General features: G+C 69.8%; 18 protein-coding genes and 4 pseudogenes. 13 read left to right on the top strand and 9 right to left on the bottom strand.

From position 1 onward, the window contains the following. The first annotated feature begins 28 nt into the window (after positions 1-28). The 3 genes from G3I56_RS17065 (at position 29) to G3I56_RS17055 (ending at position 3193) form a co-directional block, all read left to right on the top strand. On the top strand, positions 29-499 hold the full coding sequence (locus tag G3I56_RS17065) for a hypothetical protein (protein WP_164409830.1): 471 nt from the start codon (positions 29-31) through the stop codon (positions 497-499). A gap of 325 nt (positions 500-824) precedes the next feature. After that, entirely contained in the window at positions 825-1703 is an 879-nt protein-coding gene (locus tag G3I56_RS17060) for a TatD family hydrolase (protein WP_164409829.1), read from the top strand. Between the two features lie 107 nt (positions 1704-1810). Further along, positions 1811-3193: a resuscitation-promoting factor gene (locus G3I56_RS17055; protein WP_164409828.1), complete on the top strand. Its 1383-nt coding sequence runs from the start codon at positions 1811-1813 to the stop codon at positions 3191-3193. A gap of 23 nt (positions 3194-3216) precedes the next feature. Here G3I56_RS17055 and G3I56_RS17050 read toward each other — a convergent pair whose 3' ends face one another. Continuing rightward, positions 3217-3474: a hypothetical protein gene (locus G3I56_RS17050; protein WP_164409827.1), complete on the bottom strand. Its 258-nt coding sequence runs from the start codon at positions 3472-3474 to the stop codon at positions 3217-3219. 254 nt (positions 3475-3728) lie between these two features. Between G3I56_RS17050 and G3I56_RS17045 the strand changes: the two genes are divergently transcribed. The 3 genes from G3I56_RS17045 to G3I56_RS17035 all read left to right on the top strand — a co-directional run bounded on the left by G3I56_RS17045 (position 3729) and on the right by G3I56_RS17035 (position 5914). Next, complete coding sequence (locus G3I56_RS17045; protein ID WP_164409826.1) at positions 3729-4271, top strand: hypothetical protein; 543 nt, start codon at positions 3729-3731, stop codon at positions 4269-4271. Positions 4272-4372: 101 nt separating this feature from the next. Beyond that, complete coding sequence (locus tag G3I56_RS17040; protein ID WP_164409825.1) at positions 4373-4975, top strand: isochorismatase family protein; 603 nt, start codon at positions 4373-4375, stop codon at positions 4973-4975. 30 nt (positions 4976-5005) lie between these two features. Next, positions 5006-5914: a DJ-1/PfpI family protein gene (locus tag G3I56_RS17035; protein WP_164409824.1), complete on the top strand. Its 909-nt coding sequence runs from the start codon at positions 5006-5008 to the stop codon at positions 5912-5914. Between the two features lie 55 nt (positions 5915-5969). On the opposite strand, the gene G3I56_RS17030 is transcribed toward G3I56_RS17035, so the two are convergent. Further along, complete coding sequence (locus G3I56_RS17030) at positions 5970-6713, bottom strand: hypothetical protein (RefSeq protein WP_164409823.1); 744 nt, start codon at positions 6711-6713, stop codon at positions 5970-5972. Between the two features lie 105 nt (positions 6714-6818). Next, a complete protein-coding gene (locus tag G3I56_RS17025; RefSeq protein ID WP_164409822.1) occupies positions 6819-7238 on the bottom strand; it encodes a VOC family protein in 420 nt (139 codons plus the stop codon). 140 nt (positions 7239-7378) lie between these two features. Here G3I56_RS17025 and rsmA point away from each other — a divergent pair, with 140 nt between their 5' ends. The 3 genes from rsmA (at position 7379) to G3I56_RS17010 (ending at position 10660) form a co-directional block, all read left to right on the top strand. Next, on the top strand, positions 7379-8338 hold the full coding sequence (rsmA, locus tag G3I56_RS17020) for a 16S rRNA (adenine(1518)-N(6)/adenine(1519)-N(6))-dimethyltransferase RsmA (protein ID WP_164409821.1): 960 nt from the start codon (positions 7379-7381) through the stop codon (positions 8336-8338). Further along, positions 8335-9228, top strand: coding sequence for a 4-(cytidine 5'-diphospho)-2-C-methyl-D-erythritol kinase (locus G3I56_RS17015; RefSeq protein ID WP_164409820.1), 894 nt, complete (start codon positions 8335-8337; stop codon positions 9226-9228). The genes rsmA and G3I56_RS17015 overlap by 4 nt, the downstream gene beginning before the upstream one ends. A gap of 328 nt (positions 9229-9556) precedes the next feature. After that, positions 9557-10660: a peptidoglycan recognition family protein gene (locus G3I56_RS17010; RefSeq protein ID WP_164409819.1), complete on the top strand. Its 1104-nt coding sequence runs from the start codon at positions 9557-9559 to the stop codon at positions 10658-10660. Between the two features lie 60 nt (positions 10661-10720). On the opposite strand, the pseudogene G3I56_RS17005 reads toward G3I56_RS17010, so the two are convergent. Continuing rightward, positions 10721-11015, bottom strand: a pseudogene (locus G3I56_RS17005) (IS30 family transposase); the annotation flags it as partial. 52 nt (positions 11016-11067) lie between these two features. On the opposite strand from G3I56_RS17005, the gene G3I56_RS17000 reads away from it, so the two are divergent. The 3 genes and pseudogenes from G3I56_RS17000 (at position 11068) to G3I56_RS45060 (ending at position 13780) form a co-directional block, all read left to right on the top strand. Further along, complete coding sequence (locus tag G3I56_RS17000; RefSeq protein WP_164409818.1) at positions 11068-11268, top strand: hypothetical protein; 201 nt, start codon at positions 11068-11070, stop codon at positions 11266-11268. A gap of 420 nt (positions 11269-11688) precedes the next feature. Next, positions 11689-12555 (top strand): annotated as a pseudogene (locus tag G3I56_RS45065) (ice-binding family protein); the annotation flags it as partial. A 151-nt stretch (positions 12556-12706) separates the two neighbouring features. Then, positions 12707-13780 carry a hypothetical protein gene (locus tag G3I56_RS45060; protein WP_343239973.1) on the top strand — a complete coding sequence of 358 codons (1074 nt, stop codon included), beginning with the start codon at positions 12707-12709 and terminating at the stop codon, positions 13778-13780. A gap of 294 nt (positions 13781-14074) precedes the next feature. Here G3I56_RS45060 and G3I56_RS16990 read toward each other — a convergent pair. The 3 genes and pseudogenes from G3I56_RS16990 to G3I56_RS16980 all read right to left on the bottom strand — a co-directional run bounded on the left by G3I56_RS16990 (position 14075) and on the right by G3I56_RS16980 (position 17317). Continuing rightward, positions 14075-14734 (bottom strand): annotated as a pseudogene (locus tag G3I56_RS16990) (helix-turn-helix domain-containing protein). 27 nt (positions 14735-14761) lie between these two features. After that, a complete protein-coding gene (locus G3I56_RS16985) occupies positions 14762-16384 on the bottom strand; it encodes a S8 family peptidase (RefSeq protein ID WP_164409906.1) in 1623 nt (540 codons plus the stop codon). 315 nt (positions 16385-16699) lie between these two features. Further along, positions 16700-17317 (bottom strand): TetR/AcrR family transcriptional regulator, encoded by a 618-nt coding sequence (locus G3I56_RS16980; RefSeq protein ID WP_164409816.1) that lies wholly within the window; start codon positions 17315-17317, stop codon positions 16700-16702. A gap of 106 nt (positions 17318-17423) precedes the next feature. On the opposite strand from G3I56_RS16980, the gene G3I56_RS16975 reads away from it, so the two are divergent. Next, positions 17424-18482 carry an aldo/keto reductase gene (locus G3I56_RS16975; protein WP_164409815.1) on the top strand — a complete coding sequence of 353 codons (1059 nt, stop codon included), beginning with the start codon at positions 17424-17426 and terminating at the stop codon, positions 18480-18482. Positions 18483-18767: 285 nt separating this feature from the next. On the opposite strand, the pseudogene G3I56_RS16970 reads toward G3I56_RS16975, so the two are convergent. Both G3I56_RS16970 and G3I56_RS16965 read right to left on the bottom strand, forming a co-directional pair. Beyond that, positions 18768-19439, bottom strand: a pseudogene (locus tag G3I56_RS16970) (nucleotidyl transferase AbiEii/AbiGii toxin family protein). Then, entirely contained in the window at positions 19436-19804 is a 369-nt protein-coding gene (locus tag G3I56_RS16965; protein WP_164409814.1) for a hypothetical protein, read from the bottom strand. The pseudogene G3I56_RS16970 and the gene G3I56_RS16965 overlap by 4 nt, the downstream one beginning before the upstream one ends. Positions 19805-19866: the final 62 nt, after the last annotated feature.

The raw sequence follows: 19866 nt of genomic DNA, 5'->3' as shown, positions 1-19866 counted from the left end.
TTCGACGAGAGCCGCTCGCGCCCTGGGCGTGCTGGCCGCCGTTGTCGGCCTGACCACTGTCGGCTCCCCCGCCCTCGCTGCGGACGGAACCTCCGATACTCACTGCGTCACTGTCATCGACGGTGTGAAGGCCGGGGAAAAGGTCTCAGGGGTGCGCTCGCACACATGCTTCACGGGTGCGGGGGCGGCGGCGCAAGCCAAGAGCGCGGCGCCTTCGGCCGCGGCGGCGACGGAGCTGATGATCTGGTCGGAGCATTCGTCGTGGGGCGGCGTGTACGACCGAATCTACGGCTACGACGGTAACTGCGACGCGACCGGTTATGCGTTCAATCCCAGCACCTGGTGGTCGAACAACCTGTCCTCCTTCCAAGTGCTCAGCGGCTGCAACAAGTCGTACCTCTCCGGCCCTCGGGGCAATGGCTCGTTCACTGGCAATGTCTCCTACGTCGGGAACACGCTCAACGACGCTGTCACCTACATCAAGGTCTGGAACGGCTGACGAGCCAGACCCGATCGGCGCGGCCCGTTGCCCCCTGGGTCTGGCTGTGCCGGCACTGAGCGGGGGCCCGGCGTTCTCGGGCCCCCGCCCGTCATCCCGGGCGTGGACGGAGGGTTCGGGCGTCGGCGGAGGGTTCGGGCGGGCTGCCGGGCAGCGAGACATCACTGGACGGCTGATTCACCCGAAGTCCGCGGGGTGCCCCGAACTCCTCCGTCAGGTTCCGTGAAGACGGGCGTCATGGCGGATGGACCTCATGGGCGGGGCCCTGGCTCACTTTGAGGGGCGGGCGTGCCCTTCTCGCATGCCCCTTTCGTAGGATCGGGGCATGTCTGCCAAGTCCCAAGCCGCCTCCGCGCCGCCGTTGCCCGAACCCCTGCGGGTGCCGGTCGCCGATTCCCACACCCACCTCGACATGCAGTCCGGCACGGTCGCGGAGGGTCTCGCGAAGGCCGCGTCGGTCGGGGTGACGACGGTCGTCCAGGTCGGCTGCGACATCAAGGGCTCCCGGTGGGCGGCCGAGACGGCGGCCACGTACGAGAGCGTGCACGCGACCGTGGCCCTGCACCCGAACGAGGCCCCCCGCATCGTCCACGGAGATCCGGATGGCTGGTCCCGACAGGGAGCGAGGGTCCCCGGCGGAGACGCCGCCCTGGACGAGGCGCTGGCAGAGATCGACCGGCTCGCCGGACTCCCGCAGGTCAAGGGCGTCGGGGAAACGGGGCTGGACTACTTCCGCACCGGGCCCGAGGGCAAGGCGGCCCAGGAGCGGTCCTTCCGGGCACACATCGAGATCGCCAAACGACACGGCAAGGCGCTCGTCATCCACGACCGGGACGCGCACGCCGACGTCCTGCGGGTGCTGAAGGAGGAAGGCGCCCCCGAGCGGACCGTCTTCCACTGCTACTCCGGCGACGCCGAGATGGCCGAAGTCTGCGCCGCGAACGGCTACTTCATGTCCTTCGCCGGCAACATGACCTTCAAGAACGCCCAGCCGCTGCGCGACGCGCTCGCCGTGGCCCCCCTGGAGCTGGTCCTGGTCGAGACGGACGCGCCCTTCCTCACTCCGGCGCCGTACCGGGGCCGCCCCAACGCCCTCTACCTCATCCCGATCACGCTGCGGGCGATGGCCGAGGTGCGAGGCATCGACGAGGACAGCTTGGCGACGGCCATCTCGGCGAACACCGCACGCGCCTTCGGTTACTGACAGCACTGACGTGCGTTGACGCTAGGTAGTCGAGTCGCTTTGGAGAGTGACGAACACTCCGCTAGGTTCTGGTGCTCGTCCGTCGCCGTAACCTGGAGCGTGTCGTCGTGAGCAGTTCGCGTTCGCCGTACGAGACGTACAGCCCCGTCCCCGTCGGCGGACCACAGCCGCCATCGCCCTATGGCGCGTACGACCCGTACGACCCCCACAACGCCGAGACGGTGGCGTACGGGGTGCTGCCGTACGAGGACACGTACAGGCCCGCCTACGAGCCCCCGGCGCCCCCAGTACCCCCAGCGCCGCCTATGACGCCCACGCTGCCCCAGCAGCAGCGGCAGGCGGCCCGTGGACGGGCCGGGGAGGGGCGGGCGGCCAGGCGCCGCAAGGGCTCCGAACGGCCCGACGCCATCCGGCGGTTGCTACCGCAGGCGCTCGTGGTCGCCTTTCTCGCGGGCGGTACGACGGCCTTCGTCGCCAAGGACAAGGCGATCGAACTGAACGTCGACGGCAAGCCGCGCACCCTGCACACCTTCGCCGACGACGTGACCGAACTGCTGGCCGACGAGGGGGTCGCGGTCGGCGCGCACGACGTCGTCGCCCCCGCGCCGGGCACCGCACTGGCCAGTGGCGACGAGGTCCGCGTCCACTACGGGCGACCCGTACGGATCACTCTGGACGGTGAACGCCGCGAGGTGTGGACGACGGCACACACGGTGGAGGAAGCACTCAGGCAGATCGGGGTGCGCGCGGAGGGCGCGTACCTGTCGCTCGCGCGCTCCCAGAAGATCGACCGCCACGGACTGGCCATCGACGTCCGCACCGAGCGCACGGTGACGATCATGGCGGACGGACAGGCCCGCACGATCCGTACGAACACGGCGACGGTCGCCGAGGCGGTGGAGGAGGCCGGGATCACACTCCGGGGCGAGGACGCCCTGTCGGTGGCCCCCGCGAGCTTCCCGCGCGACGGCCAGACCGTGACGGTGCTGCGGGTGACGGGCTCCACGGAGGTACGCGAGGAGGCGATCCCCTACGACGTGCGGCGCACCCAGGACGCCTCCCTGTTCAAGGGCACGGAGGTCGTCGACCAGGCGGGCCGGCCGGGCCTGCGCCGGGTCACCTTCGCCCTGCGCTCGGTCAACGGCGTCAAGCAGAAACCGCGCCGGGTGCGCACCGAGGTGGTGCGCGAGCCCCGGGCCCAGCTGGTGAGGGTCGGCTCGAAGCCCATGCCGACCTCGGTGCAGGGGGCTGACCATCTGGACTGGGGGTCGCTGGCGGCCTGCGAGTCCGGGGGGCGCCCCAACGCGGTGGACCCGTCGGGGACTTACGGGGGCCTGTACCAGTTCGACACCCAGACCTGGCAGAGCCTGGGCGGCTCCGGGCGCCCCCAGGACGCGACGGCGACGGAACAGACGCTCCGCGCGAAGAGGCTGTATGTGAAGCGGGGGGCGGGGCCCTGGCCGCACTGTGGGGGGCGGTTGCATGGGTGAGGGGCTCGAATCGAGCCCCGGTGTCACATCGCCGATGTCCGGGACGAGGCAGGAGTGCTTCCGGCCCATGGGTCTTCCACGCTCACCTGAAGAGAGTGGGGAGGTCGCTGCTCGGCCTCGGACGAGTCGTCGGTCAGCACCCAGATCGCGACCATGGCGACGAAGCCAATGACGAGAAGTGCCGGCAGGCCCAGGATGAGGGCGACCACCCACCACCTGGTCCGTCCCGAGGGGGCCTGGATGTCCTTGTGCCCCACCGGAGGGCCCTGTGTCGTTCCCATGAGATCCACCTTCATCTGCCTGCGCCTGTGCCTGTCGCCAACCCATCCAACCAGGAGCCTCACCTCGTCCCGTGCTCAGCGTCCATCAACTCGACTTTTGATCAACCAGGTTGGCGACGCGACGGCGGTTCGTCCGCAGGCAGGCCCCGCTGCCGCACCCTCTGCGCCGACGCGTCACCAGCCTGCTCGCGCAGCGTCGGCCACGTCCGCACCCTGAACTCGGGTGTCTCTCGCCCCCACCTGCACTTCCGCCCATGATCTCCCTGGACGACCCGCGCTGGCCCGCTCTCGACCATCGAGGTTGGTCCGACGGGCAGGGCACGGCGGACGCCCCTTTCGTCCCTGACGAGTTGCGGTACCTGGTGGCCCACCCCACGTCCCGTGGGCGGTTCGACGATCTGTGGCCCTACCTGTGCTCCGAGGGCACCGCCTGGCCGGCGGCGTACGCCTCGGTGCCTCATCTGGTTACCATCGCGCGCGGCCTTCCTGCCGCCCAGCGCGATGACTACCTCTACGTCATCGGCCTCGTCGCCATCTGCTCCGGCGAACTCGGAGAGGTCCCGGACGATCTGCCCGACGACATCGCGGACGCCTACCGAAACGCCCGGCCCGAGGCCCTGACCCTCCTGGCGGAAACGCTGGCCACGGCGGAGCACGACCAGATGATGACCCGCTACCTGCTCGCCGCCATGGCGGCGCTCAAAGGGCACCCCGAATACGCCGAGATACTCAACGACCTCGATGTCTACGCCGAATGCCAGTCCTGCGGCGAACCCATGCTCGAACTCCCGGAGTGAGCGCGTCCGTAACCACGTCAGGTGTCGACTGACCGGATCGGTCCGCTGCGGGACCCGATGAGGCCTGTCGCCGGCCCGTCCGCGCGCCGCAGGCTAGGCGCATGAGCCGAGCACTGATCGTCATCGATGTCCAGGAGTCCTTCCGCGCCCACCCGCTGTGGGAGACCATCTCCGATCCGAAGATCGCCGACAAGGCGAACCGGCTGGTCCGGTCGGCCCGCCGGGCCGGGGACCTGGTGGTGTGGGTACTGCACTCCGAGCCCGGGAGCGGGGGCCCCTTCGACCCGGCCCTCGGCCAGGTGCGGCTGCTGGAGGAGCTGGAGCGGCCGGAGGACGGCGAGCCGCTGATCCACAAGACCTCGCACAACGCCTTCACCACCACCAACCTGCAACAACTCCTCACCGAGCACGGGGTTCGCGAACTCGCCGTCTGCGGTATCCGTACCGAGCAGTGCGTGGAGACCACCGCCCGTGTGGCGAGCGACCTCGGCTATCAGGTCACCTTCGTCGTCGACGCGACCGCCACCAACCCGATCCCGCACCGCGACGCCCCTGCCGACCAGAGCGTCGCGGAACTGCTCGCCGACCCCCGTACCCTGCCCGCCGACGAGATCATCAGGCGTACCGAGTACGCCCTCGCCGGCCGCTTCGCCACCATCGCGACAGTCGACGAGGTGGAAGCCGCGGCGGAACTTCCGGCATGATGACGGATCTTCCGGCATGATGACCGAATCGTGAGCCACGTCGTCTTCTTCCTGGTGCCCGGAGTCCACCTACTGGACCTGGCCGGTCCCGCGCAGGTCTTCTCCACCGCGGCCGACCTCGGGCACCCCTACACCCTCACCTATGTCGCCGAGCAGCCGCAGGTCCCCACAGCCCAGGGCCTGCCCGTGCTGGCAGGGCCGGACTGGCCCGAACTCGGGCCCGAGGACCTGATCGTGGTCCCGGGTTGGCGGACCGTCACCCTTGCCGACTCACCCACCATCGCCGACGCCTCCCTCCAGGTCCTGCGGGACCACCACACCAGGGGCGGAACGGTGGCCAGCGTCTGCGCGGGCGCGGAGGCACTCGGGAGGGCCGGCCTGCTCAGGGGCCGCCGCTGCACCACCCACCACGACGTGCAGGACGAGCTGGCCCTGCGCCACCCCGGGGCGGTCGTCGTCCGCGACGTCCTGTTCACCGCCGACGACCGGGTGATCACCTCGGCCGGTATCGCCAGCGGCATCGACCTGGCCCTGCACCTCGTCGCCGGCCGGCACGGTCCCGCCGTCGCCGCCCAGGTCGCCAGGGACATGGTCGTCTACGCCCGCCGCAACGGCCACGAGCCGCAGGCCAGCGCGATGTTCCGGCACCGGTCCCACCTCGACGACACCGTGCACCGCGCCCAGGACCTCATCGACACCCGCTTCGACCAACCGTTGCCGCTACCCCACCTGGCCTCGGCCGTCGGCGTCAGCGAACGCACCCTCACCCGGCTCTTCAGCCGCGCCACCGGCCTCACCCCGCTGCGCTACCAGCAGACCCTGCGCCTGGAACGCGCCGAGCACCTCATCAGCCACGGCGCCACGGTCGACGCCGCCGCCCACTCGGTCGGCTTCGAGGACGCCCGTATGCTGCGCCGCCTGCGCATGCGCGCGGCCTGACGGGACATGGCGAGCGGCAGAGCCCACCGGCCACGTCCAAGGCCCGCCTGTCCGCCTACACCTGTTGGTCCCCTCGCCAGGTGATCGACGTCATCGAGACCAGACCGCCGTTCGCCAAGCCCTTGTAGGTCACCTCCCGGTCGGGGCCGACCTCGTGGGCGACGCGTCTCGCCAGCTCCGCCCCTTCGCGGAACTGCCGCTCGCACTCGCCTTCGTGCTTGTTCTCGTCCCGGTCCTGCACGTACATGTTCAGCTTGGTGTCGATGTCCTCCGCCCACGCGTACAGGTCGGCGACGAGCTCCTCGGGCAGGTCCAGCCCGGCGGCGGGATCGTCGGGGAAGAAGTCCCCGAACCCTTCCGAACGCAGCGGACCGAACCGGAACTCGCCCTCGACCGTGAGGTCGACCGGATACATCGGTACGCCGTGACTATCGCGTTCCCAGTGCAGGCGGTCGCAGCTCCAGCACACCCACTTCGCAGTCCCGAGGCGCTCGTCCCAGTAGCGCACCGGCCACAACGGACCGAGATGCCTGGCCAGTCGCCGGGAAACCGTCAGCCCCTGCTTGACGTGTTTGCGAAGGGCCGGCCGGGAGGCAAAACCCTCCGGCGGGCGTGACAGCGACCACGAGCGCAGCGCTTCCGCCAGCTCCGGAGGAAGAGCCGGCCGGTCATCGTCCAGCGCGACATTGGAGGTGAAAGCACCGAGGTCCTCGTAAGCCCCGGGGTCCTCCAGCCCGTACAGCGGTGACGGCTCACCCCGGGCCTGCACGAGCAGGTCACACAGTTCTTCGGCAGTCATGCGGTCCTCGCATCCAGGGACGGGCCACTCCTGCGCCGGAAAGGGCGCCGTGCCGCAACACCCGCAGTACATCTACGTCAGGCATCGACGAACACGTGCAGTTCATCACCGCTCCGAAGGTGTTCCCCCTGCCAGATCCCGCAGGGCCAGCCACTCCTGGAGCTCGATCAGATTCCCTTCCGGGTCCTCCAGGTAGGCGACCCGCATCCGGTCGCCCATCGGGGCCGGGGCCCGGGTGAAATCCGCCCCGCGCGAGGTGAGTTCGGCGTGGGCGGCGTCAAGGTCGTCCACCCGCAGCACGACCAGCGCGCGGTACCCCGTCGGCTCCGCCCCCAACCGCTCCAGCACGCCGGCCAACTGCGCCCGGTCCTGCAGCGCGATCGCGGCGTGCCCGGTGTCGGGACTGAGCTTGGCGTACGGGCCGCTCTCGGCCTCGAACTGCGGCTTGAGCCCGAGCACGTCCCGGTAGAAGCGGTAGACGGCGGGGAAGTCGGAGACCAGCAGGCGTATCTGGGTGAGTTCCATACGGATCTTTCTAGCTCAGCTCCGGTTCCGCTTTTGGCTCGCTCACGATCTTTTGCGTGCACCTTGCCGGAGTCCGGCGATGCGCCCTCGGCGATGCCCACCTGCACACCCTCACCCCCCACCCCCCGTACCCTGGACCCGTGAGTACCAGCCCCGTCCCCGACGCCTCCCCCGATGCCCTGTTCGGCGCCGCCGACATCCGTGAGCTTGCCGATGTCCTCGGCGTCAGGCCCACCAAGCAGCGCGGGCAGAACTTCGTGATCGACGCCAACACCGTCCGCCGTATCGTGCGCACCGCCGGTGTGCGGCCCGACGACGTGGTCGTCGAGGTCGGGCCGGGACTCGGGTCCCTGACCCTCGCGCTGCTGGAGGCCGCAGACCGCGTCGTCGCCGTCGAGATCGACGACGTGCTCGCGGGCGCGCTGCCCGCCACCGTCGCCGCCCGGATGCCCGGCCGCGTGGACAGGTTCGCGCTGGTGCACTCCGACGCGATGCGCGTCACCGAACTGCCGGGCCCCCCGCCCACCGCACTGGTCGCGAACCTCCCGTACAACGTCGCCGTGCCCGTGCTGCTGCACATGCTGGAGACGTTCCCGAGCATCGAGCGGACGCTGGTGATGGTGCAGGCGGAGGTCGCCGACCGGCTCGCCGCGCCGCCCGGTTCGAAGGTGTACGGCGTCCCGTCCGTGAAGGCCAACTGGTACGCCGAGGTCAAGCGGGCCGGTTCCATCGGTCGCAACGTCTTCTGGCCCGCGCCCAACGTCGACAGCGGGCTCGTCTCGCTCGTCCGTCGGGCCGAGCCGCTGAAGACGACCGCCGAGCGGCGCGAGGTGTTCGCCGTCGTCGACGCCGCCTTCGCCCAGCGGCGCAAGACCCTGCGCGCCGCGCTCGCCGGCTGGGCCGGGTCGGCCGCCGCCGCCGAGACCGCCCTCGTCGCCGCCGGAGTCTCCCCGCAGGCCCGGGGCGAGTCCCTGAGCGTCGAGGAGTTCGTCCGCATCGCGGAGAACAAGGTCCAGGAGGACAAGGTCCAGGAGAACAAGGTCCAAGAGGACAAGGTCCAGCAGCAGAACAGCGGCGACGAGGAGTCCGGGCAGCTGTGAGCGTCACCGTTCGGGTTCCCGCCAAGGTCAACGTCCAGCTCGCGGTGGGTGCCGCGCGCCCCGACGGCTTCCACGACCTCGCCAACGTCTTCCTCGCCGTCGGTCTCTTCGACGAGGTGACCGTCACCCCGGCAGCGGAACTCCGGATCACCTGTGACGGGCCCGACGCCGCTCAAGTGCCCCTCGACGGTACGAATCTCGCCGCCCGCGCCGCCGTCGCGCTCGCCGAGCGGTACGGCCGTACGCCCGACGTGCACATCCACATCGCCAAGGACATCCCTGTGGCGGGGGGGATGGCGGGCGGCAGTGCCGACGGCGCCGGTGCCCTGCTCGCCTGCGACGCGCTGTGGGGGACCGGGGCCTCACATGTCGAACTCCTCGACATCTGCGCCGAGTTGGGCAGCGATGTGCCCTTCAGTCTGGTGGGCGGGGCCGCGCTCGGGGTCGGGCGCGGGGAGAAGCTGACGGTCCTGGAGACCGGCGGCACCTTCCACTGGGTGTTCGCGATGGCGGAGCGCGGGCTGTCGACACCGGCCGTGTTCCGGGAGTTCGACCGGCTGGTCGCGGACAGTGACGTTCCCCTGCCCGTCGCCTCGCCGGAACTCCTCGACGCGCTCGCCAAGGGCGACCCGGACGCGCTCGCCACCACCGTCTCCAACGACCTCCAGCCTGCCGCCCTTTCCCTGTTCCCGGCCCTCGCCGACACCCTTGCCGCAGGTCGCGCGGCCGGTGCGCTGACCGCGTTGGTCTCGGGTTCCGGCCCGACGACGGCGTTCCTCGCCCGGGACGCGGAGGCCGCGCAGCAGGTGGCGCGGGCACTGTCGGCGTCCGGTACCTGCCGTGCCGTACGGGTGACCGCAGGGCCCGTACCGGGTGCCAGGGTGCTGTAACAGCGCGTACGCGACAGCTGTCCCATTTGCCGGACCCGCACAGGGAATTCACCGTTCCTTGGCCTGGACCTGCGCGGGTGGGGCGGGCGTGACGAGTAGGGTTTCTTTCAACTTCAAGCACTCGCCGTCCGCCACAAGTCTTCGCTGAGGCCCAGGAGTTCACCGAATTCCAGAGTGCGTGCGCGGCGTGGGGTCCCCCTTGGGTTGCCAACTCCCCCCCAGCACTTCGGAAGGCATCTCCGTGTCAGTACCTCCCCCCTCTTCGTCCTCGTCCTCTTCCTCCCCGGCTCCCTCCCATCGCCGGAAGGTCCCCCTCACCCGGCGCGGCGTGATCGGCGCGGCGGGCGCTGTCGCCGTCGGCGGCGCGCTGACCCCGGTGGTCTTCGCGGCCACCAACGGCGAGGACTCCGCCGCCGGTACGACGGACAGCGCGGCCGGAACGTCCGACGCGTCCGGCGCGGCGGGTACCGAGCCGCAGAAGTTCCCGGCCACCCGCACCGAGGCCGCCACCGGCGCCGCCGAGGCCAGTGCCGCCTTCGCCATCTCGTACGTAGGTGTCCGCTGGAGCGGCGCGGCGGACGGTGCCGGGATCAAGTTCGCGGACGGTGCCTCCGCGCCCGGCAAGTGGCAGGAGCTGCGCGGCGGTTGCGCGACCGTCGACGGTGGCGGCACGGCGCTGGTGGCGGCGGGGGACGCCACCGCGTACGAGCTGAAGCTGCCGGACGGGGCGAGCGTGGGCGGGGCGCGGTCGCTGGCGATCGACACGACCGGCGGGGCCGGCAAGACCTTCCGGGTGCCGACCGAGCCGACCCGGGTGCGCGGGGTGGAGTACCTGTCGCGGCCGGCGTGGGGCGCCGACGAGTCGAAGCGCTACAAGGACGGGAAGGTCAACTCACCAGAGGTGTACTACCCGTTCCAGACGGTCACCGTCCACCACACGGACACCCCGAACAACGACCCCGACCCGGCGTCGACCGTGCGCGGCATCTACGAGTACCACGCGGTCACCCTCGACTGGGGCGACATCGGCTACCACTTCCTCATCGACGAGGCGGGTGACGTCTACGAGGGCCGCTACTCCGGAGACGACCTCGTCCCGGCATTCGACAAGGACGGCAAGCTCGTCACCGCCTTCCACACCGGCGGCTTCAACTCCGGCAACCTCGGCATCGCCCTCATCGGCACGCTCGTCGACCAGCCGCCTACGGACGCCGCCAAGGCGTCGCTGATCCGCCTGATCAAGGTGATCGCCCGCTTCAAGGGCCTGGACCCGCAGGCCAAGCTGACCTACGTGAACCCGGTCAACGGCGTGACGAAGGCCGTCAACGCGATCAGCGGCCACCGCGACTGGCTGGCGACCGACTGCCCCGGCCAGACGATGTACGACCTCCTCGGCGAGGTCCGCACGGCGGTCGCCGCCAAGCGCGCTTGACCAACGGCCGTGCGCCCCAGGCGAGTTGGCGAATTCCAGGGGTCGTTGCAACACATGTGATCAACTGGCTGTGGCCAGGAGTTCAGAGAGACGCTCGGCTGGGGTTTCCCAGTCGAGCGTTTTGCGTGGGCGGCTGTTGAGTTCGGCGGCGACGGCGTCGAGGTGTTCGCGGGTGTGGGCGGACAGGTCGGTGCCCTTGGGGAAGTACTGCCGCAGCAGGCCGTTGGTGTTCTCGTTGGAGCCGCACTGCCAGGGAGTGCCGGGGTCGCAGAAGTAGACCGGGATGTCGGTGGCGAGTGAACGCGTTGTGCGAGGCCGTCTCCGAGCCCTGGTCCCAGGTCAGGGAGCGCCGTAGGTGCGGCGCCAGCGACTGCACCGTCTCGTCGCAATCAAAGCGAGTCGCTGTCATGGGCGGTACGCAGGACAAGCGTCAGGAGCCGGGCACGGGCCGCGAAGCGCAAGAGCACCCGCGCCCCGGAGACCCCGCGCACCCCCAGCCGGGCAAGTCGTCCCGCGAGCAGGGGCAGAAGCAGGGCCGGAAGGAGACCTCGCGTCGCCGCGAGGACGACCTGCTGCGCGAAGAGGACCTGCACGACGAGAACCTTTGACCAGAGCACCACACGCCCAGAGCCCAGCCGGTCCGCAGTCATCCCGGCCGGGCTCTTTCGCGTCCCGCCCGACGCCGGCCTTGAGGCCCGCAGCCGCACACGCTGTCGACGTCACGGTTCGCGGCAGTCCGCCCACCCGTCAGGACGGCAAGTGCGCCACACCTCCCACGGGCGGCCCGCCGCAATGGGGTGCGGCCCATCAGCAGTCGGCTTCCCTGCCGAATTCCGGACTTCGCCAGCGGATCGCGGTCACGCACGAGATGCCTGCCGGTTCAGCAATGCGGCGGCAGGGGACGCCATCGGCGCGCGCTCCACTTTGACGACACGACGGATTCGCACGGACGTGCAGCCGGTTCCTGACGTCACGTCACTCGAATAGATCATTTTTTCTGATGTACGGCCTATTACTACGGAATATGCGTGACTACTCCCACATGGCGGCGTATCACTACCTGTCGGGCAGGGAGTCGCTCTCGGTCCCCGCTCAGCGGGGCCTGCGCACCGGCGCAGGTAGAGGGGCTTGCGGCCCTGAGCAGCCATCGTCGCGGGCGCTCGGGATCCTCCTTCAGGAGGACTGAGACCCGAAGCAACAAGAAAGGTCCTGCTGTGGCATTGGACGTCATTCTGTCGGGTCCACCCGCCAGAAGACCCAGACGCAATCTGTTCAGACGGGGAGCCCTCGTGCTGCTCCCCGCAGCGCTCCTGGCGGCGGTAACCCTGGGGGTCCCAAACCTCGCTCGCGCCCTGGAAGCCCCCGTGGGACTGGGGACCGCCACCAACTACGCGGTCCTGGCCGGTTCGACGATCACCAATACGAACCCCACCGTCATCAACGGAGACCTGGGGCTTCATCCGGGCACCGCGGTGACCGGCTTTCTGCCCGGCATCGTCAACGGAACGCAGCACATCACCGACGCCGCCGCCGCTCAGGCGAAGTCCGACCTCGTCATCGCCTACAACGACGCGGCAAGCCGGGGACCCGGCACCGCCACTTCGGCCGACATCGGCGGACAAACGCTGGCGCCCGGCGTCTACACGGCCTCGTCGACACTGAACATCACCGGAACGGTCACTCTCGACGGCCAGAACAACCCCGACGCCGTCTTCATCTTCCAGATCCCCTCGACCCTGATCACGGCTCCGGGCAGCGTCGTGGCCTTCATCAACGGAGCAAATGCCTGCAACGTGTTCTGGCAGGTGGGCAGTTCCGCCACCATCGACACGACTTCCCAGTTCAAGGGCAACATCCTGGCCCTGACATCCATCACGCTGAACAACGGAGCCGTGATCGAGGGCCGCGCTCTGGCGCGCAATGGCGCGGTCACGCTGGACAACAACACCATTACGAGGGCGGCCTGCGCCGTTGGCCCGCCTGGACCTCCCGGACCGACGGGCTCTCCCGGACCGACGGGCTCTCCCGGACCGACAGGTGCCCCGGGTGTTCCCGGTGCTCCTGGTCCGACCGGTAGTCCTGGTGCGCCTGGTGCTCCTGGGCCGACAGGTGCCCCGGGTGTTCCCGGTGCTCCTGGTCCGACCGGTAGTCCTGGTGCGCCTGGTGCGCCTGGTGCTCCTGGGCCGACAGGTGCCCCGGGTGTTCCCGGTGCTCCTGGTCCGACCGGTAGTCCTGGTGTTCCCGGTGCTCCTGGCCCGACCGGTAGTCCTGGTGCGCCTGGTGCTCCTGGTCCGACCGGTAGTCCTGGTGTTCCCGGTGCTCCTGGGCCGACAGGTGCCCCGGGTGTTCCCGGTGCTCCTGGTCCGAACGGTAGCCCTGGTGCGCCCGGTGCCCCTGGCCCGACTGGCTCCCCTGGTCCGACCGGTGGTCCCGGTGCGCCCGGTGCGGCTGGCCCGAACGGTGCCCCTGGTGCCCCTGGCCCGACCGGCTCCCCAGGCGTTCCCGGTGCGCCTGGCCCGAACGGCAGGCCCGGCGCCCCTGGTGCTCCTGGCCCCGTCGGCTCCCCCGGACCTGCCGGACCTGCCGGACCCGCCGGACCCGCCGGACCCGCAGGGCACGCCGGACCCGCCGGACCCGCAGGACCCGCCGGACCCGCCGGACCCGCCGGGCACGCCGGACCCGCAGGGCCCAAGGGGCCTCGCGGCGACAAGGGCGAAAAGGGTGACTCGGGCGATCACGATCACGACCACGGTCACGACGATGAGGGCGATGAGGGCGAGCACGGTCGCGGCGACGACCACGGCAAGCCTGGCCACGGTCACGGCGATCAGGGCGATGAGGGCGAGCACGGTCGCGGCGACGACCACGGCAAGCCTGACCACGGTTACGACGATCAGGGCGATGAGGGCGAGCACGGTCGCGGCGACGACCACGGCAAGCCTGACCACGGTTACGACGATCAGGGCGATGAGGGCGACCACGGCAAGCCCGGCCACGGTCAGGACGTCCACGACCAGGGCAAGCCCCCGTGGGCCGACTTCCTGCCAGGCGGACTCGACGATGCTCTGGGCCACATCGGTCCCGGCCACACAGCCAAGAGCGTCAACTTGGCCCCCGTGAGCGCCGCCACTGGCCGGCCGTCGAAGGAGGCGTCGCCAGACCTCGCCGCGACCGGCTCAAGCAGCGAGACCGGCATCATGGCCGCTACTGCGGCCGCGCTGGCATTCCTTGGAGGCTCGGCCTTCTTCGCCATGAAGCGGACCCGGCGGGGTACAGCAACCCGACAGGACTAGCCCATCGCAGGCAGGGGCTGATGCTCGATCAAGCACATAGGCCGTCCGGTCCACCGTTCGGCCACTGAGCCCCTGGACACATGGCGAATTCGAGAGGTTGTTGCAACACGTGGTCGGTTGATCAGGCCGCGAGCAGTTTGGGCAGGCGCTCGGCTGGGGTTTCCCAGCCGAGCGTTTTGCGTGGGCGGCTGTTGAGTTCGGCAGCGGCAGCGGCTGCGTGCAGGTGCTTGCGGGTGTGGGCGGACAGGTCGGTGCCCTTGGGGAAGTGTGGGCAGGTGGACCAGCATCACGTAACGGGTGGTGCGTTCGACAGATCCGTTCCGGGCTCCACCGCAGGGTCAGGTGGTCCTGGACGAAGTCCCGCAGTTCCGCGCTCTGGCCGATCTTCCCCGGCTTGGGGCGGGACCGGCGGCCGTCGGCGCGGGCCTGGGTGGCGTGGGGCCGGTACTGGCCGTTGGTGGGATGTCGGTTGCGGCGGATCTCCGTGCTGATGGTCGAGGGGCCGCGGCCCAGCTCGGCGGCGATTGCGCGGATGGTGGTTTTCTCCCGGAGCCGGTCGGCCATGTGGATGCGGTCTGCCTCGCGCAGGTAGCGGGAAGGCCCAGAAGGAGGCGGCGCCTCCTGGTAGATCGGAGGCGCCGCCTTTTCGGCCGACGTTCGCGTGTGAACCGTTACGCCGTCTCTTGCCGGTCCGCAGGTTGATGCCGACGATTCGGCAGGCTTCCTTCCCGCTCACGCCTGGCTGCATGAGCAGGAAGTATGCAGCCCGCTCCCGGTCCAGCTCAGCAGGCCATAAAGGTCAGCAGGCTCAGAAAGTGAGCTTCCAGCTGTTGATGTAGCCGGTGTCGGCGCTGTAGACGTCCTGGACCTTGAGCTGCCAGGTCCCGTTGACGGTGGTCTCGCTGGACGCGTCGACGGTGTAGGTGGCGTCGACGTTGTCGGTGGAGTCAGAGGAACTGCTGTTCTTCAGGCGGTAGGTGGAGCCGTCCGGTGCGACCAGGTCGATGACGAGGTCACCGCGGTAGGTGTGCACGATGTTGACGTACACGGACAGGTCGCTGGGCGCGCTGCCCGTGATGCCGCTGACGGTGATCGGCGAGTAGACGGCCGACCCGGCGTCCGTGATGGTCACATCGGTGGTCGACTCGAAGGCGGTCCCGGTGTCGCCGCCGTCGTCCCCGTCGTCAGCCCCGCTCGGGGTGACCTGGAGGAGCAGGTTGGGACTGCCGGTGCCGACACTGGTGAGGGTGTTGCTGGACGCGGCCGAGGTCAGCGCGGTGGCGACCTGGGCGGGCGTGGCGCCGGGGTTCTCGCCCAGGTAGACGGCCGCCGCGCCGGCGACATGCGGGGACGCCATCGACGTACCGGAGAGTGAGGTGGTGGCCGTGTTCGACGTGTTGTACGTCGACGTGATGCTGGAGCCCGGCGCGAAGATGTCCACCGCGGAGCCGTAGTTGGAGAACGAGGACCGTGCGTCGGCGCTCGTGCTGGCGCCCACGGTGATCGCGGAGGCGACGCGGGCCGGGGAGTTCGACGACGCGGTGGTGTTGTCGTTGCCCGCGGCCACGGCGTAAGTGACGCCCGAGGCAATGGAGTTGGCGACGGCCTCGTCGAGTACGGAGTCCGCGTCGCCGCCGAGCGACATGTTGGCGACGGCCGGGCTGACGTGGTTCGTGGTCACCCAGTCGATACCGGCGACGACCTGGTCGGTGGTCCCGGACCCCGAGTCGTCGAGCACGCGCACGGCGACGATCTTGGCGGCCTTGGCGACACCGTACGTGGCACTGGCGACGGTCCCGGCGACGTGGGTGCCGTGCCCGTTGCCGTCGTTCGCGCTGGTGTCGCCGTCGATGGCGTCGTAGCCGTAGGAGGCGCGTCCGCCGAAGTCGGTGTGGGTGATCCGTACGCCGGTGTCGATGATGTAGGCGGTCACGCCGCTGCCCGCGCTGGACGGGTAGGTGTAGGCGGAGTCGAGCGGCAGATCGGCCTGGTCTATCCGGTCGAGCCCCCAAGTGGGGCCGGTCTGCGTGTCGTTGATGTGCAGGGTCTTGTTCTGCACGACCTTCGCGACGGCGGGGTCGGCGGCGAGCCGCTTGGCCTCGGTCTCGGTCATCTCGGTCGCGTACCCGTTGAGGGCCGACTTGTAGGTCCGCTCCACCTCGGCGCCGTAGCGGGTGGCGAGCGCCTTGCCCTTGCTGGAGGCGGCCCGGAAACCGGCACTGTCCTTGAGGGTGACGATGTAACTGTCCTTGATGACCCCTTCGGCGCCGGCGCCCTGGATCACCCCGACGGCAGGGGTGGCCGCGACGGCGGGCGAGACGGCCGCGCCACCGAGGGCGAGCACGGAGGCGACGGCGGCGAGAGCGGCGAGGGTGCCGCGCCTGGGGGAGGAACTGGGGGCGGAGCCGGGGGTGGGGCGCCCGGCGGGCATGCCTGTGGGGGAGTGCGGTACGGACACTGGGTGGTTCCCCTCTTGTTCGATGTGCACGAGACCTACGGGGACGTGTGGGGGGTGAGGGGGGTGGCGTCTCCGTGGGCACACCGTGGCGGAATTGAAGGGATCACGTCAATAAGGGGAATCCCTACTCCGGGTAACGGGTGTGAGGGGTGGATCCATGTACGGATGCGACCCCGACTCGGCTTGTTCACGGGCGTGTTGGTGGTGTGACGGCCTCTCGTCGCCTCTCCGGCCGCGCAGGCCGGTGTCGCACTTGACCGTGGCGGAAGTCGCTGACCGGGAGAGACCTCATTCGCCCCGCAGGTACGCTCCCGCGCGCGCTGCGGCTGCGGCGGCCCTGGCGGCCTGGTCTGCGGCGGCTTCGTCGAGCCGGTCGCCGGTGGTCAGCAGGCGGTAGTAGAGAGGGGCGGAGACGGCACGGATCACTTCGTGGACATCGGTGCCTTCGGGCACCTCGCCCCGGTCGATGGCCTGCTGGACGCAGGGTGCCCACTCCTTGACGCGGATGTCGTAGAAGCGGTGCAGCGCCTCGGCTGTCTTCGCCTCGCCGGTGGCGGCGGCGATCACTGCCTTGAACAGCGATCCCTGCCGCGGGTCGGCCAAGGTGCTCTGCACGAGCCGGGCGTTGGCCTTGAGGTCGCCGAGCAGTGAGCCGGTCTCGGTCCGTGGCAGTGACTGCTCCGCCATGTCCAGCAGCAGGTCGGCCACCAGGCCGGTCACCGTTCCCCAGCGGCGGTAGACGGTGGTCTTGCCCACCTCGGCACGTCGTGCGACGTCGGCGAGGTCCAGGTGGGCGAAGCCGTGCTCGGCCAAGGCGTCTCCGGCCGCCCGCAACACCGCCGCCCGCACCCGTGCCGTACGCCCTCCAGGGCGGACGGTCCCCGGATCCGCACTCTCGAACTCCATAAAGGGACTCCAGTTTCATTAACGAGGAACGCCTGCTACGCTGCTGCGAACCATTAATGGAACTGTAGAACCATTAGCCAGTCGAGGCAATGAGAGAGGAACAGCCATGGAATACAGGCGGCTGGGCGCATCCGGCCTCAAGGTCCCCGCACTGAGCTTCGGCACCGGCACCTTCGGAGGTCGGGGACCGTTGTTCGGCGCCTGGGGCAGCATCGATGCCCGAGAAGCGCGCCGACTCGTGGACATCTGCCTGGACGCCGGGATCACGATGTTCGACACCGCCGACGTCTACTCCGGCGGCGCCTCGGAGGAGGTGCTGGGCGAAGCGATCAAGGGTCGCAGGGACCAGGTGATCGTGTCCACCAAGACCAGCCTGCCGATGGGCGACGGCCCGGGCGACGCGGGCTCCTCCCGTTCGCGCCTGATCACCGCGTGCGAGGACGCCCTGCGCCGGCTCGGCACCGACCACCTCGACCTGTTCCAACTGCACGCCTTCGACGCCGGCACGCCGATCGAGGAGGTCCTGTCCACACTCGACGATCTCGTACGAGCAGGAAAGGTCCGCTACCTCGGCATCTCCAACTTCTCCGGGTGGCAGGCGATGAAGTCCCTCTCCATCGCGGAGAGGTACGGCCACCCGCGCTATGTCGCACATCAGGTGTACTACTCCCTCATCGGCCGTGACTACGAATGGGAGCTGATGCCCCTCGGGTTGGATCAGGGCCTCGGAGCTCTCGTCTGGAGCCCCCTCGGCTGGGGACGGCTCACCGGCAAGGTCCGCCGCGACCGGCCCCTGCCGGCCGGTAGCCGACTGCACCACACCGCGGACTACGGCCCGCCGGTCGAGGACGAACACCTCTACCGGGTGGTCGACGCTCTCGACGAGATCGCGCAGGAGACCGGCAGGGCAATTCCGCAGATCGCCATCAACTGGCTGCTGCAGCGACCGACCGTCTCCTCCGTCATCATCGGCGCCCGCAACGAGGAGCAGCTCCGCCAGAACCTCGGCGCCGTCGGCTGGACGCTCACCCCCGACCAGTTGGCGAGACTCAACGAGGCGAGCGCCAGGACAGCGCCCTACCCGTACTTCCCCTACCAACGCCAGGAAGGCTTCGCTCGCCTCAACCCGCCGGTGGGTGATGTCGCGGGTCTGTCCGCCGCATGACATCGGCGGCACGCGACTGGAGCGGACGGACGCGCCTCCCGTGCCCGGTCGGCGGGGTGTGCCACTGCCTGACGAGGCGGCGACGTCCCACCGCTCGCCTCACGGAGGTGCGGCCGGCGAGGGCGGCCGGGGCGATGGCGTGGGCGGTCGGACACCGGTCTCCGATGGCCTGGGCGCCGGATTCGTCGGCGTCGCGTTCGACCGGCGGATGGAGGTCCGGGCCTCGCAGACCACTGAGGTCCGAAGACCCCCTCGGCGGTCCGACACGGACAGAGCGGACCGCTGTCAGTCGTCGTGGTCCTCTGCCGTCACGGTCAGTCGCTGATCGAGGTCGCTCACCCACTCCTGGGCCCAGATTCTGAGTTCTTCCGTTGCGTCCGGGGTGAGGCCTTAGGCAGCGAACTCGTCGTCGTCGAACCACTCCGCACCGCCGAGGCGCTCACGGAGGTCCTGTAGACGGAACTCGCCGCGACCGTGCCGCTCGCCGAGTCGTTCGAGATCTTGAAGGGTGCGGCTGTCCGCGGCGGCGTGGACGTCGATGAGGTCTCTGACGGCACCACGGTCTGCCAACGCACGGACCTTGGTCCCGATGACGTCGTCGAAGGCGAGCACCGGTCCGTGTTCGGTCAACTCGGGTGACGCCCAGAAGTTCTCCTTCAGGACGTCCACTTCGCAGTTCTCGCCCGTGTCCGGACTTGCCACCAGCAGCCGAGCGGAAAGCGGGTCGACGCTGATGACGGTGACCCTCCACCCTCGGTCTGCCAGGCCCCGCTGAAGGTCCTCCGCAATGGCGGCCATGGGCGCAGGGTTCTCGGTCGCGACGTCGATGTCCTGGCTGAGCCGGTCGACGAGCCCGTGAGCCTGGACGGCGTATCCGCCGGTAATGACCAACGGATAAGGAGTGCCGATGGAAAGGACATCGGCGAGGAGCCGACGGTGGAGGCCGCTGAGGTTCACGCCGCAGTTGGTCCCGTCCGGCGCACGAGTTCAGGGAAGTGTTCTTCCCACACCGTACGGATGTGCCGACTGATGAGGGTGCGCAGGACCGGCCACTGCTCGATCAGCAGATCGCGGTGGAGGAAGGCCACCACATCATCCCGCTGTCCTTCGGCCAGGACGGTGCGGTACAGGCTCATACGCTGCCGGGGTCGGTCCAGATCGTAGCTGCGCAGACCTGACCAGGCGATGTGGAGGGGCAGCGGAACCTGGCCGTGTGTCGGACCGGAGAGGTCTTCGATGGCGTCCGGGATCCGGTACGCGTAGCGCGCCCGCAGCACGTCGGCCGTGGAGGGCGAGGAACTGGAGAAGGACTGCGCTGCCATGCCGGTGATTATTCCTCCTCGCCCGCGCGGGCGCCTACACGGTGCCCTTTCGGCGGCCCCGC

Source organism: Streptomyces sp. SID12488 (assembly GCF_010548275.1).
Lineage (GTDB): Bacteria > Actinomycetota > Actinomycetes > Streptomycetales > Streptomycetaceae > Streptomyces.
Note: the sequence above shows the minus strand (reverse complement) of the source record. Positions and strands in the feature narration are given on the sequence as shown.